Annotated in this window: 8 protein-coding genes and 1 pseudogene; 8 read left to right on the plus strand and 1 reads right to left on the minus strand. The window is 35.1% G+C overall.

The genetic code is table 11. The features are described from left to right. The first annotated feature begins 227 nt into the window (after positions 1–227). Entirely contained in the window at positions 228–1,508 is a 1,281-nt protein-coding gene (locus tag CMT41_RS18610) for an ImmA/IrrE family metallo-endopeptidase (RefSeq protein ID WP_083494239.1), read from the plus strand. Continuing rightward, positions 1,505–2,416 carry an IS3 family transposase gene (locus tag CMT41_RS07440; RefSeq protein ID WP_058026835.1) on the plus strand — a complete coding sequence of 304 codons (912 nt, stop codon included), beginning with the start codon at positions 1,505–1,507 and terminating at the stop codon, positions 2,414–2,416. Before CMT41_RS18610 ends, CMT41_RS07440 begins: the two co-directional genes overlap by 4 nt. Positions 2,417–2,419: 3 nt before the next feature. Here CMT41_RS07440 and CMT41_RS18615 read toward each other — a convergent pair. Beyond that, positions 2,420–3,520 (minus strand): annotated as a pseudogene (locus CMT41_RS18615) (IS3 family transposase). 213 nt (positions 3,521–3,733) lie between these two features. On the opposite strand from CMT41_RS18615, the gene queE reads away from it, so the two are divergent. The 6 genes from queE to CMT41_RS07480 all read left to right on the plus strand — a co-directional run bounded on the left by queE (position 3,734) and on the right by CMT41_RS07480 (position 15,034). After that, on the plus strand, positions 3,734–4,414 hold the full coding sequence (queE, locus tag CMT41_RS07455) for a 7-carboxy-7-deazaguanine synthase QueE (RefSeq protein WP_058026838.1): 681 nt from the start codon (positions 3,734–3,736) through the stop codon (positions 4,412–4,414). A 220-nt stretch (positions 4,415–4,634) separates the two neighbouring features. Then, complete coding sequence (gene dpdE / locus CMT41_RS07460; protein WP_058026840.1) at positions 4,635–7,709, plus strand: protein DpdE; 3,075 nt, start codon at positions 4,635–4,637, stop codon at positions 7,707–7,709. After that, complete coding sequence (dpdF, locus tag CMT41_RS07465; RefSeq protein ID WP_058026842.1) at positions 7,709–10,234, plus strand: protein DpdF; 2,526 nt, start codon at positions 7,709–7,711, stop codon at positions 10,232–10,234. The genes dpdE and dpdF overlap by 1 nt, the downstream gene beginning before the upstream one ends. Further along, positions 10,225–11,175 carry a protein DpdG gene (gene dpdG, locus CMT41_RS07470; protein ID WP_058026844.1) on the plus strand — a complete coding sequence of 317 codons (951 nt, stop codon included), beginning with the start codon at positions 10,225–10,227 and terminating at the stop codon, positions 11,173–11,175. Before dpdF ends, dpdG begins: the two co-directional genes overlap by 10 nt. Next, the gene (dpdH, locus tag CMT41_RS07475; RefSeq protein ID WP_058026846.1) at positions 11,175–14,243 is read left to right on the plus strand and encodes a protein DpdH; all 3,069 of its coding nucleotides are present in this window, start codon (positions 11,175–11,177) and stop codon (positions 14,241–14,243) included. The genes dpdG and dpdH overlap by 1 nt, the downstream gene beginning before the upstream one ends. Continuing rightward, positions 14,240–15,034: a hypothetical protein gene (locus CMT41_RS07480; protein WP_058026848.1), complete on the plus strand. Its 795-nt coding sequence runs from the start codon at positions 14,240–14,242 to the stop codon at positions 15,032–15,034. Before dpdH ends, CMT41_RS07480 begins: the two co-directional genes overlap by 4 nt. Positions 15,035–15,038 lie beyond the last annotated feature (4 nt).

Consider the following 15,038-nt stretch of genomic DNA (forward strand, 5'->3'; position numbering starts at 1 on the left):
CGATATTATTTGTGGCTTTATCTTGGCGCTCGCTAAAACGTTTAACTGGAAATTATCATTTAATTTCAAACGCTGCCTAACAAGGGATGTAAACTACCTAATAAAGTAGAGAATCGAATTAAGGATATTGTGAGTATTGTGAACAGTAATTCTTGGCATGACAAATTTATACAGTAACCTAAAGATGAACAACAGTGATATATACAATCGATTAAAAGGAAGGTTAAATGGACGTTTCTACCCCGTATGTAAAAAATAGACTAGATCATTTTGAGGATTGTGCTTCTGCTATTGATTCACTTTTTGTTCAGGCATACTCAAAAATAGGCAACGAGAGTTTTAATGAATTCTTAAACTTTATAGAGCGCTTTAATCACCTGTCTGTATACAACGCTATGTTGGTAAGAATTCAAAGACCAGGCACTTCGGCTGTTGGTACGCTCAGGCAGTGGCAGAAACTTGAGCGTTATATTAAACCAACAGCGGTGCCAATTGTTATTCTCCAAGCCTTTGGACCAGTATCATTTCTTTACGATTATGCAGATACTTATGGAGACGTTATCTTTGATGACTCTCAAAACCCACTGAGATCCAAGGGGCTAACACCTAAAAATGCCCTGAAACAAACGATAGAGAAGGCTAAAACTTTTGGCATAAAGGTAAATCTAGTCCTTAACTATGGTGCTTTTTTAGCGGGAAATGCCACAAGGTTTACCGAAACCATCAAGAACGAAGATAAAAAGGTAATCTATAAGTTTGAAATTAATATTAATGCCAACCTTGATGAAGCCACACAGTATTCGACATTAGCTCATGAACTAGCCCATATTTATTGCGGTCATTTAGGTCAAGATAACAAAGGACGTTGGCCAAATAGAAATCATTTATCAACGGCATGTAAAGAATTAGAAGCTGAGGCTACATCATGGCTTGTCAGTAAACGTTTAGCACTAACGACCAACTCAGATGCATATTTAATCATTAAATTAAGTAGAGGGCGTGGACGAATTGTGAAACATTATTCAGCACAAAGAAAAGAATCGGCACTTCAGAAGATGATGCCACCGAGTAATATATCGATCACCCAATTATCTATCGAGATGGGTATTGGTGAATCAACCTTGTATAATTGGCGTAAACAAGCAGTTAATAAGGGGCATTTAGTGCCAGGTGATGGAAAGAATACTGAACAATGGTCTTCAGCAAATAAGTTCTCTGTAGTGTTGGAAACAGCGTCGTTAAATCAAGCAGAATTGGCGGAGTATTGCCGTAATAAAGGCCTTTATGCAGAACAGATCGTAGCTTGGCGAAGTGCTTGTATGGATGCTAATGCCAATGTTAAAGAGCAGGAAAAATCCTTCCTAATTGAAGTAAAAAAAAACAAAAAACAGATTAACCAATTAGAAAAAGAATTGCTTAGAAAAGACAGGGCGCTAGCTGAAACAGCGGCGTTATTGGTGCTAAGAAAAAAAGCAAATGCGATCTGGGGGGAAATCGAGGACGAATGATCCTCGACTCAGTTCGCATTCAAGCAGTTGAATTAATTAACGAGGCCGTTGCTTCTGGCGCGGCAAGGTTTAGAGCCTGTGCCGAGCTTGAGATCAGTGTTAGAACTTATCAACGCTGGATTGTTGATGGGAATATAAAAACAGATGGTAGGCCAAGTGCCCAGCGTCCTGAGCCTAAAAACAAACTGTCAGAAGTGGAACGAGGCAACTTGTTAGCCGTGTTTAATAGCGACGAATTCAAGAGTTTGCCACCAAGTCAAATCGTCCCAGCATTGGCTGATAGAGGCGTTTATATTGCTTCTGAATCGACTTGTTATCGCGTTCTTCATGAAAAGAAACTGCAAAACTCTCGTGGTCGCAGTCAGATAAAAGAAAGGAAATCGCCTACGACACATTGCGCGACTGGGCCTAATCAAGTGTGGTGTTGGGATATCACTTGGTTGCCTGGTCCCGTGAAAGGGCTACATTTTTACCTATATTTGATATTAGATATATTTAGTCGAAAGATTGTTGGCTGGGAAATTCATGATGACGAATCAGCAGAAAATGCGTCGACATTGATCAGAAAGACCCATTTAAAAGAAAGTGTTAGAAATAATCCGCTTGTGCTGCACTCGGATAATGGCAGCCCAATGAAAGGCTCATCAATGCTTGAAACACTTTATAGTTTAGGCGTAGCATCGTCATTTAGTCGTCCTCGTGTGAGTAATGATAATGCCTACGCCGAGTCGATTTTTAAAACGTGTAAATATAGACCTGATTATCCTTATAAAGGATTTTTAACGATTGATGAAGCACGTGATTGGGTATTGAAATTTAGCCACTGGTATAATTTTAACCACAAACATAGCGGGATTAAGTACGTCACTCCTAACCAAAGGCATTCGGGGTTGGCGGACAAAGTGTAGTGGTCAACTAATTTTGGCCACGGATTTGTATTCAAGCCAGTATCTTTTCTCTGACTCATTTTGTGTTAGTCCTCCGTTATAGCTGTGGGGTCTAACCTGGCAGTAATATCCAATAATGTATTTAACAACCGCATTTTCAGCTTCAGTAAATGAACGATAACCTATTGTCGGTATCCATTCTATTTTCAAGCTCCTAAAGAACCGTTTCATCGGGCTATTATCCCAACAATTACCACGGCGACTCATGCTTTGCTCAATTTGATAACGCCATAACAACTGACGGTAATTTCTGCTCGTATATGTGCTTCCTTGATCCGAATGAAACATGACGCCTTTTGGTCGTTCTCTCGATTCAAATGCCATCGATAATGCTTTCGTTGCTAGCTTTGTGTCTGGCGAATATGACATTGCCCAACCCACTAACTTTCGTGCAAATAAGTCCATCACAGCGGCTAAGTAAGCCCGACGAGTTCCAGTCCAAATAAACGTAATATAACCACACCAAACTTGATCAGGCTCTGCTACTGTAAACTGACGTTCAAGGGTGTTCGGTATAGCAACATGTTCTTGTGCTGTCTTTTTATATTTATGGCTAGGAATCTGACAGCTCACTAGTCCTCGCTCCAGCGGAGCTGTTACTTTCAGAGTAAATGCTTTTGACCATAGCCAATGCCTCAACCTCTTCAGGTTTAATGCTTCTAGCTTGCTTTGCCCAATACTTGTAGCTGCTACGATGTATCTCAAATACTTCACAGCAACGTTTAACTGCATGACTCCCTTTAAGGGCTTTGATTATCGTGAACTGTTCAGCGAGTCCGACATCAAGAGAGCCGTAGCCTTTTTTAGATTTCCTTCTCTTCTTCAATACGTGCAATGAGTCTTTTGAGTTCACGGATTTTAAGTTGGTCTGGTGTTAATGGCATAGCTTTGCTTGTGATGCCATTTCCCTCGTTTCTTAACTGACGAACCCATTTATCGAGTGATGTATTTACCGACATTCATAGCCTGTGAAGCTTCGACTACTGAGTAGCCTTTATCAACGACTAATTGAGCGCATTCAAGTCTGAATTCGGGAGCGAAATTGGGTCTTGTTCTTTTTGTCATGATGTCACCTAAAGTTTGATGAGGTGCATAATAGCACCTCTAATTAGGTGGCCAAAATCACTGTACCACTACAAACACGTTAGATATCTAGGTGTTATCTTGGATACAAAGCAGTGGTCAAAAGGAGTTGACCACTGTAGATAGTGATAATACTGTTTTAATTATGTTAATATTTTGTTGATTATTACCTGTATCATCTAACCAGAAGCAATTATGAAAAAAGAATTAACCTATAAAATAAACGAAATTTTTGAAACGCTCCAAGGTGAAGGTTCTTTTACCGGTCAACCTTCAATATTTATAAGGCTACAAGGGTGTCCTGTAGGGTGTTCCTGGTGTGATACTAAGCATACATGGCTTGTATCACCTGAACAGGAAGTAGAACGAAAAAACATCGTGGCTAAAAAAGTAGAAAATGAAAATTGGGGAGTCTTTACAATTGAACAGTTAAAGGCGTTATTTCTCTCTGAAGGTTATCAAGCTAAACACATTGTGATAACAGGCGGTGAACCATGTATGTATGATTTATCACCTCTTTGCATAGAACTTGAGGCAGTTGGTTATAGTTGTCAGGTTGAAACATCAGGTACTTTTGAAATCCAAGTCTCAGAAAAATGTTGGGTCACTGTTTCTCCAAAGGTAAATATGAAAGGTGGTTATAAAGTATTGAAGTCAGCACTGTTACGAGCTAATGAAATAAAGCACCCTGTTGCAACGGAGCAACATATAGATGACTTAAAAGCTTTGCTAATTGAACATGCAATTGTGAATAAGCAGATTTATATCCAACCAATAAGCCAAAAGAAGAGAGCTACAGAATTAGCTATTCGATCATGCATTGAAAATAATTGGAGATTATCAGTACAAATGCATAAATACATTGGAATTGAATAGCTTCAATTGTTTGATATAGAACAACTTGTTTGTAATATGAATATAATATAGTGTAGTTGTACAAACAAAGTGTAATTATGATTTATGGCTTTTTTTCTTCGAGCATGGAAGTGTCAATAGTACATAAATTTACAGTATCGTTGCTTAATTTTAATTACACTCATTTCATATATAGGGTCTGTGAACTCAGGTTGTTTTTAATTATCACAAGGAGTAAAGAGTGAAGATAGGTGTAGGTTCTTTAGTTGAAAGTGAAAGCGCTTTCAAAGGCGTTGGTAAAGTGGTTTCTATTTCTAGCGAGAGAAAAAGTGCGACAGTGGGGTTCTTTACTTCACCGCTATCTCCAAGTTCGAATCAAATTGAAGTTGCCGGTTCTGAGCTCATTGGTAAATCAAAATTATTCGAACAAACCTTAGTTTATTGTAAGGTCGGTAAGTCTCAGAATTGGCGAGCAGGTTTTTATGATGGACAAAGACCGAATGACCAACACTTAATTAAATATAACTATGCAGATTCAGATGTGGTTTCTATAGAAGAAATATTTGTACCCAATTTAGTAGGAAGCCCTCAATTTTGTCCTGCTGACTTCTTAGCTGGAAGAGCAACAACTTCCCCTATGTACATTAACGATCGAACATTATTTTTTAATTCTTATTTAAACCAACGAGCCTCTTGCGCCTCAATATCCTCTATTCCTAGTAGTGCCGTTAATTTAGAAATACATCAACTATCTGTTGTTCTCCAAGTGTTGAATGATGATGTGCAAAAATACCTTCTTGGTGATGAAGTTGGTTTAGGCAAAACTATTGAAGCTGGTTTTTTGGTTCGTGAACATATATTAGAATATAAAGACAATGCTTGCGTTCTCATTTTAACCCCTCCTTCTCTTGTTCAGCAGTGGCGGGGTGAAATGATTCAGAAATTTCATTTAGAAGATGTAATGGATGAGATCCTTGATGAAGGAGATCAAAAAGTTTTTATAGGAAGCTTCCAAGATATTCTGACAGCTAAATTCATTAGTAAAAAACCTACAATGGTTGTTATCGATGAAGGTCACCAGTTAGGTGAGTTTGCTTGGGGAAAAGAAAATAAAGATATATTTGAAAAAATAGCATCTGCTTGCCATAACTCTATATCGACAATTGTTCTTTCAGGCACACCCATTACAGGAAATACTAAAAACTTCTTAGCGATGCTGCATTGCTTGAACCAGGATGCTTACCCGTTAAATGACGAAGGAATAACTTCATTTAATAACAAGATTGAAGAAAGAGAAAAATACTCAGGAATATATGGTGCATTAGTTCCAGAAAGTGATGATTTTACATTGGAAGGTATTGTTGAGCAGATAGATAATTTTGATTTTAAAGACAATGAATTAAATTTGCTAATTGATAACCTGAAACCTCATATTGACTACTTCTCAGAAGATAAAGATGAAAATCTCCGTAAGTTGGCGATAAAGGCAGTACAAGATTACTTTGGGGATAAATATAGACTATTCCAACGTTTTATAAGAAACAGAAGAGGAGCCAAAAATAGCTATATTGAGCAAATGTTTCCGGGTTTGGGCGAAAGTAAGGTAGTAACATGGAAGATAGGCAATGAATTTGTTTCATTAGATGAGCAATTAGACGATTACCGTAATAGTTTAATGCATACGGAGTATAACTTTGTAGGAATTACACAGAAGAATTATTTCCAATGGATAGATGCTTTACTCATATCTCCATCCTCAGTTATAGCTAAAGCCCAGGCTGTAATCGCATCTGAAACTAACATTGCAGATGAAGAAAAATTGATTTTGACAACAATGATTGAAATGGGTCATGTTGAACAATCAAATAAAGATGAGTTATTACTGGAAGAGATTACTGAATGGTTGAAAAAAAATAATAATGGAAAAATAGTTGTTTTTTGTGGAAATAAGGATGTAGCTGATAATGTTTATAAATTTATAGAACAACACCTGGATTCAGTTGAAAGACATATAGATGGGAAGTTCCCTGCCTTTAATACTTCATCTCTATACAATATTCTCATTTGTGATCAATCAGGAGAGGATGGTCTAAACCTACAAGGAAAACAGCGCCTAGCAGTCCATTATAGTTTACCCAGAACTGTAATGAGAATTGAGCAACGAATTGGTCGCTTAAATAGATATAGTGCAAGCAGTACTGGAGTACTTCCTGTTGAGAACTTAGTGCTTATTCCATATCGAGAAGGATTTTATAGTTCTTGGGCTAAGTTATTAAAAGAAGATATTGGTATTTTTAATCAAAATTGCTCAAGTATTCAACTGGTACTAGATTCGAAAATTGAATCTTACAGTGAAAAGATCATTAATCAGGGATTTTCACAATTATCACAACTTTCTGAAGAGATTGCAGGTGAATCAGGGATAGTTGCAAAAGAAAGAAAGAAAGTTGCAGATCAGGAAGTATGGAATGGAATGCAGGTAGATCTTTCTGAAATAAAAACATTCTCAGAAAGGCTAAGAATTGTTGATGAAAATGCAGATGATTTAAGTAAAGAAATGCAAGGTTGGATTAAAAACAGCCTTAGATTTGACTCTAGAACAACTGAGGATGATAACTTTGTTTTTCAATATAAAGTAGGACGAACCCGATTAAATATTGATGAGTTTATAAGTCATTGTATTTTAGGAATGGATTTTGATAGCGGCTTAAACAGTCCTTCCACCAAACCCATGAGTGCATCTAGAGATCAGAGCGCGAAAACCGGTTCATATCCATTTAGGTATGGGCAACCTTTTGTTGATACTATTTATTCATTTTCCCAAAAAACTACGTTAGGTATATCTAATGCGATTATTAGAGAAATAAATGTAGCCTTAAGCGAGCCTAAAACATTCTTTAAATTAGATTGGGTTTGTACATTAGAAAGTGGTTGTCAAACAAGGGTTAATCAACGGAACAAGGATCGAAAATTTGCCCCTATGGTTCTCGAACGTTGGGTAGATGAATTGGGAAATGAAGTAAAAAAAGAGGCATTATTAAATATACTGAATAAACCTTATGAAAAATCACGAGATTCAACGAAAGGGTTGTATAAGGATTACAATGTTAGCGTAGGCTTTGAACGTGATCTGTGGGATTTAGTTGATTCATTTTTAAACAAAGATGAATGGCGAGATTTAGTATTGAGTGTTGCCTCAGATTGCAAAGAAAAAGTAAGAGTTGAACTTAATCAACAATATGATTTATCTTCAAGTGAAGAGTTTGGAATAAATTTATCTACTATGAGGTCTGTTACTTTGGTAGGTAAATCGTAATGAATAATTCAATGATTTCCTCATTATTTTCTGATGCAGAGTTAGATGCTTTGCATCAGACTGTTGATTTTATAACAGTCCATTACCCTGAGAACCATTTTGCACAGAGACTAAAAAAAGTAGTTCATGGTGATAAAACCAGCTTGCTTGACCTACTCTTATCAATCAAAGATTACTTGTATTCATCTCGAAAAAAACTTGATTGTAAACATAATAACTTTCAAATACCTAGAAGGTTTACTAGTGAAGAAGAACACCTTTGCTCCAAAGCTTTGTTGAGTTATCAAGTTGGCTCGAATTTACTTACGCTAGTTGTTCCAAAAACATCAAAAAAGTTAAGTGAAGTATACGAGCAGAAACAAAAACGCAAAGTAAAAAAAGTAGAAATGGACTTAGCGTTAATTTCAAGATTATCAGATGATGAATATACCCATTACTCAAGTGCAGGCCAAAGAATGGCCGTAAGAGTAGCCTTAACATGCTCACAAAATTCGACTATTTTCATTAACTTGCCTACAGGGTGCGGTAAAACATTAGTCGCCCATGCTTGTATGTTATTTAGTCAAAGTAAAAAACTAACAATAGTTATTGTGCCTACCGTTGGATTAGCTATAGAGCAAGGTAAAAGAGCAAAGCAATTACTTGAAAAAGCAGATGATTTTTCTGTTCAAAATTATGCTTGGCATGGACAATTGTCTGATGGTGAAAAATCTGAAATTCGGGAAAATATTAATAATGGGGTTCAAAAAGTAATTTTCACTTCTCCTGAATCAGTTACTGGAAGTTTACTACCTCTATTATTTCGATTAGCTAAGCAAAACTCTATTGCGAATATCATAATTGATGAAGCGCATTTGATTGACACTTGGGGGAGTAATTTTCGCTCAGAATTTCAACGTTTTGGCGCTTTAGTGGCATCCTTAAGGCAAGTAAGTGAGTCACCTTTTAAAACTATTCTTATGTCAGCTACTTTCACTCAAAGCAACATAGACTCTCTAACTACCTTGTATTGTGAGCCAAATATCGATCCTATTGTTGTAAATGGAAATTTCTTACGACCTGAGGTTAGCTCATCATATGAAAATGTAGATGAGAGTAGTCATATTCAAGCTGTTGTTGATCGAGTTATTGCTTTACCGAAGCCGCTGATTCTATATACAACACTTGTTCAGGATTCTAAGGATTTAAAGAGTAAGTTGAATGATATAGGACTTAATAGAATTGCTCTGTTTAATGGTAAAACGGATATTCCCTCAAGAGAAAAGATAATTGAGCAATGGCAAAATGACGAGTTAGATATAATTATTGCCACTTCAGCATTTGGTGTGGGAATGGACAAGTCAAATGTAAAAAGCGTAATTCATGCCTGTATTCCTGACAACATTGACCGTTATTATCAAGAAATAGGTCGTGCAGGTAGAAACGGTAAAGCAGCGACTTCTGAAGTGATTTACTACAATAAGCAACTAGCTAAAGCAAAAAAAATAAATAGTGAAATAATCATCTCTACTGAGTTAGGGTTTAAAAAATGGAAAGGGATGTGGGATAGTAAAATTGATATATCTTCTCATTCCGTGCTGAAAGGTGATTTATATCAATTGGATACTTCGTATTACCATGACGGACTCAGTAAAAAGAGCGATAGAAATGAAGATTGGAATTGGTTAACACTTTTGTTCATGCAGCGAGCGGGTCTAATTAGAATTTTTTATGATATACCGGAGATTGAGGATGAAAGTGAATTAAACGACTTTGAAAAAAATGCTAAGCGAAAAGAGTATTGGAAGAGATATAACAACAACGTTTTAGTTCAAATCCTAAATGAGCAATATCACTCTATTCCATATTGGGAATCAAATATTCAAAAACATCGTGAAAAAGAAATTAAAACTCAAGATAAGGGCTTTATAACCTTATCTGAGAATATTACTTCCCTTGACAAGCCAATTTGCAAAGAGTTAGTTAAATATTACACACTGAATGGTCTTAGCCCACAAAGGGCTTGTGGGGGATGTATGATGTGTGATGGTTTTTTACCTTCATTAGGTGATAATGTGTTTGTCGATAATTATAGTTTTTCAAATTCATTTCCTTCATCTTTAACTGAGTATGTATCCTTCGACAATGTATGTAGTGTTTATTACGACAAAAACGAAGAGCTTTCCACTGATTTACAATGGTCTAAGTTCATTAAAACCATGCTTGATAAAAAGTATATCTACTCTGTTAAAGGTGACTTGACCTTTTTAAAAAAAATACAAAATAAACTTCCCAAAGGTTTTAACTCATTTTGGATATCTCAAGAAGTTACAGATAACAGTAATATATGGCCCACTCTATATATCGCCTCACTAAATGATTCAGAAGTATCAATCCCTGTTTTAGAAGAGCAAACAACATTCTTTATAGCCGAGCGCCAAAAAAAAACAAAATCAAGTAAGTATCGCTTGTGGTGGCAAGATAATAATAGATCAATTCCATTAACAAACTTCATTAAAATGGCGGAGAAGAATACGTGTCAGTAATTAATAATGCCAGTCCAGGCAGTCATATCCCATCCCTAATTTTTATTGATCGTATATTAAATCGAAAAATCACTAAATCTTCAGATTTTATGACTTTTGAATCGATAAATAATCAAAATGCCCCAGGTAGTTTATTTATTGATGAGAATAAGGATGAGAAAGGGAGCTTTAAAATAAAAGGTAACCCTAAAAAGAAGTTGCCAGAAACTCTTAAATTCTGGACAGAACAAGGCCTTTGGGACATTTCTGACGAAGGGGTTAAAGCTTTTTCAGCACTATCTAATAATTCTAATATATCTTCTAGGATCGTACGTTCTATTTTCAATAAAAAATATGACATTCAAACAGGTTCATCAATAGAACCACTGATTAGAGGGATATGTTTATTTTTGGCGTTAGATAAATATACTTTTGCAGGGGAAAACTTTTTTAAATCGACGGATACGCCTTCAATAAGTGCCCGATATATACCAGATAGGGCGGAAGATGATACTCGTTTAACTATTAATGATTCGGAAAGCCTTACATTTACTGAATATGGTTTACTTCTTGGGTATATGGAGAAAGTAAGTAAAGATAAATATGTTGTAGATCCAACTCGACTAATTAAAGTTTTTCTTATGGATATTTTTACTGATGTAAGTGAAGAGAGTATCAGTATCCAGACTTTTATCGAACGATTGAATTGTCATATACCTATTTTCGATGGAGGAAAGTATAGAGTAGAAATCGAGGCTATGATGCAGTCGAAAAAAAGTAATTGGCAACCAAACCCTCCCCACACATTATCTAAAAGCCTAAGTCATGCTTTGTATCGGCTAAATTTAGAAGGGTTCATTTATTTAGACCGACTTTCTGACTCTTTAGATGCTGTCACTCTATCATTACCAAATGGCGAAATCAGAACGGTAAGCCATATTCGTATTGTTGGAGAGAAATAATGAATTTACAAAGCTATTGGCCAACTAAAAAAAATATTTTTGAATGCATAAAGACTGAAGCAGAAGAATTGTCCGATCATACATTATTAGCCGTTCATGAACCTATGCATTTAAAAAAGTATGATGAAAAAGGGACTAAAGACAATGCAACGGAGAATGATCTACTAAAACATTTTTTAAAAATAGAAAGACCTATTCCTATTGTTGCCTCGGCAGGTATGGGGAAATCACATTTAATCAGATGGCTACATGCTAAATTAAAGGTTCAGAAAGTTGTCACTGATGAAAAGTGGCAAATTGTTCGACTGCCTAAAAATGCAAGTTTAAGGCAAACATTAAATTTACTACTTGATGGCTTAGAAGGAGACGTCTTTGACCAAGCCAGAAAAAGAATTGAACAAGTTGGTAGTGCGCTAACTGAAACTGAGGTGGCAGATCTATTTGTTACATTTACCTCTCACAGAATAAAAGATATTGGAAATGAAGCTTTAGATGCTCTTAGAGAAGACAGAAAAAATGCTGTTTTAAAAGATAAAATTTGCATGTCTAAGTTACTTCCTAAATTAATCACTGACCCTCATTTTAAGACTCAATTATTGGATAAAAAAGGTTCTGTATATAGTATCGCCACCAGATGGATTAAAGGGGCCTCAGACGAAGATATATATAACACTGAATATGAAATTACTTTAGATAACTTTGAGTCAATGCTTGATGGAATAGAAGTTGATGATTTATCTTTACCAGCGAGAGATTGTATACGTGAACTAAGGTTAGGTAAGGATGCAGGTGATGTAGAGCAAAGAAAAAAAGTGGTAAGTATATTAAATGAAGCAGTAGGTAAGGCAACTCAAACAGCTTTTCAACAGTTATTTCAGTTTAACAATGGCAATTTTCAAGATTTGTTCAAAGAGATTAGAAAACATCTAAAAAAATTAGGTCGAACGTTAGTTATTTTGGTAGAAGATTTAGCGGCAATATCAGCAATAGAAGATGTATTGATTGATTGCCTTTTGGAAGAACGTCAAGAAGATCTTTGTGTACTAAGATCGGTTATTGCTGTGACAACTGGTTACCATGGTTATATGCGTAGACAAACTACGATTAGATCAAGAGCACTTTTTGAATGGCATATTGAACAAGATAGTGACACCCAAGATAACATTCCTAAACGAATTGTTGATTTTTGTAGTCGGTATATAAATGCTGCAAGGTTTGGTAGTACCTTACTTAATACCAAAGTTAGTTTAGAAAATCAAAATGATGAGATACCAATTTGGGGATGTGAACTTTCAGAAAGTGAATCTGAAAAATTAAATGCTTTTGGCAGTTCATCACTAGGAATCCCTTTATTTCCGTATAATCAACAAGCACTTAATACTTTAACAAAATGGTACTGTATAGATCAGGATAAAAATGTCGTATTTAACCCGAGAGATATCATAAATGGGATACTCCTAAATTTACTTCGTGATCATAGGGATGAATATTTAGAAGGAAGTTTTCCACAAAACCTTTCTATCAAAGAAACAATTACAACGTTAAATAGCGAAATACAAAACTTAGGGTTAGTCTCACCGAGAAAAGCACAGGTTCTTTCCACCATATGGGGAGAAGGGGTGAACCTCAAATCTGTTCAAGAGTCATTGAATAGCAATGTGGCTTTAGCTTTTTCAATGGAAGACTTTGCACAAAAATTATCTTCAGATATCAAAATAGATATTCTTGACGCACCCGAAGGTCCTACTTCAGGTGATGTGGAAATACCATTTACAACTAAAGTGAAAGATGATGTTATTTTGAAAGAAATACAGCTTTGGTTTAATGGTGAAGCACCTATATCTATTGAATCAGCTAAAAGAATAAGGACTCAACTTTTAGAAATGATTGAAAATTTTCAACCTTCATCGTGGTCTGGTTTTGAAAATGCAACAATATTTGCAGATAGAAAAAATAAAAATGTCTATGAGTCTGTATTTAAAAGAGCGAATCTGTATTTAATAGATATACCTTATGCTGAAAATAACCCCACTGGATGTATTCATTATTTTTGTACTGACAATGATTTTAAAGACGATAAAAAGTCAATGTTCTTTCAACGTTCTGCATTAGCAATTCTTCGTTATCATAGTTTTAATAAAAAAGAGGAAACTAAGGATTGGAATTACCCTGAAGGGTATGATGATTTTATTTACTACACTAAATTTTCAGAGTTTTGGGTTCCCAATGTTATTCAATTAATGCTTAAAGATATTAGAAGTAAATATTTAGTAGACTCAATAGCTAAACACATATTACTAATGAAAGGGTTAGGCATAAAAACTGAAGGTACTCTACAGAGTACCTTGCTCAAAAAATCTATACATATTGCAGATGCATTGAAGCCTGCTATAAATGATAAATATCATGCGTTTAGAAAAGAATTATTGAGTCAATGGGATAATACGCAACAAATATGGTTGAGTTTGATACAAATTAGTAATGTCGCGTTTGATAATGATATTTTTAATTTCGCTCAGAAAAAAGCAAAAAAACTAAATCAAGAATTATTAACACCATTACAGAAAAAACTTAAGAACGAATCTGTTTTGGAATTAAAACCAGACATTGACTTGATAGAAAATCATCTTATCGATTGCACTAATTTAGAAGAGTTTTTCAACCTGTTAGAGGATATAAAGTCTATTTATAAATCCATATCAGATATGGGACTTTATCCCAAAGACTTTATTACAAGACCTATTTTAAGTAAGGATATCAAAAAAGTTACCGATGGTTGTAAATGGGTTGAAGTTCAAAATACTATAAAACTATTAACTGCTAAGGATGAATTGACGCAATTGGAAATTCTTTCATCTTTGGATGGTGAAATCATTAAAAATGTATGTAAAGTCTTAAGGAATTGGCAACAATTTAATACTAACGTATTGCCAAAAATAATTCAGGAAAACAATACAACCAGCACCCAGCAAGTAGATAAAATTAATAAAGACATAAAAGCATCGTTTGCTTCCATTGAAAAGAGTCTGGATGAATTCAGCGAGTATGTATTGGAGGTAGTGAAATGAGCACAATAAAATTACAGGTTAAAGAACTGCAAGAGCAAATATCTCTATCTGCAAACGCTCAAAAAAATGAAACTATTATTAATGCCAATTCAAATATATTAAAACGTTTGAATGCCTCTTTAATTAAATTAGAACGAGCAAAAACTAAATTCAATACTATGCCGCTTATCAGTTCACTCGATAGCCAATTAATTCCTCATCGTGAGGGTGATGAAAGCAATGGATATTTAATCAGTGAAGATAAAGAATTCATACTAGGTAATGATATTGAAAGTTTATTAGAAGGCTCTAAAGATTCCATGTGTACTTTTTCTGAAAAATGGAATGACATGAATTATAAAGCTCAACAGGATGAATCCTTAAACAATTCAATACATTCTCTTGAAAGTTTTACAAAAATAATCAGTAGTTTAAACAATATTTATTGGGAAAAGTGGGTGATTAATTTAGAGAATGACTTTGTTGTAGAAGACGTTGTTTTAGAACAACAAACTAGTCTTGGCAAGAAAGAGGTTTATAAAGATTATAATAAGCTTAAAGCTACATTTGATGTAGAGAAGCTTTCAAAAGCTGTTAATTCCGGTTTAGTTTCTTCTCTAAATTACATGAAAGAAGAGTTGATTAAGTTGCGTGACCAAATGGACAAATCTGAACTACCTGAAGATGTCGTCAAGTTCTTAAAAGAACTTGACGCTCCGTGGTCAACTCCAACTTTGGAACTTGTAACTCCCGCTGTTTTTGAGTGGTTAAGCAAACAAGGTCTACTTCAAAAATTAAAAATTTCACGTTAGTAAG

The sequence above is a fragment of the Colwellia sp. MT41 genome, from assembly GCF_001444365.1.
Taxonomy (GTDB): domain Bacteria; phylum Pseudomonadota; class Gammaproteobacteria; order Enterobacterales; family Alteromonadaceae; genus Colwellia; species Colwellia marinimaniae.

Bases quoted from the DNA above. Each gene is read 5' to 3' on its own strand.
- dpdH (WP_058026846.1), top strand. From the start codon at position 11,175: ATGAATTTACAAAGCTATTGGCCAACTAAAAAAAATATTTTTGAATGC.
- dpdF (WP_058026842.1), top strand. From the start codon at position 7,709: ATGAATAATTCAATGATTTCCTCATTATTTTCTGATGCAGAGTTAGAT.
- queE (WP_058026838.1), top strand. From the start codon at position 3,734: ATGAAAAAAGAATTAACCTATAAAATAAACGAAATTTTTGAAACGCTC.
- CMT41_RS07480 (WP_058026848.1), top strand. From the start codon at position 14,240: ATGAGCACAATAAAATTACAGGTTAAAGAACTGCAAGAGCAAATATCT.
- CMT41_RS07440 (WP_058026835.1), top strand. From the start codon at position 1,505: ATGATCCTCGACTCAGTTCGCATTCAAGCAGTTGAATTAATTAACGAG.
- CMT41_RS18610 (WP_083494239.1), top strand. From the start codon at position 228: ATGGACGTTTCTACCCCGTATGTAAAAAATAGACTAGATCATTTTGAG.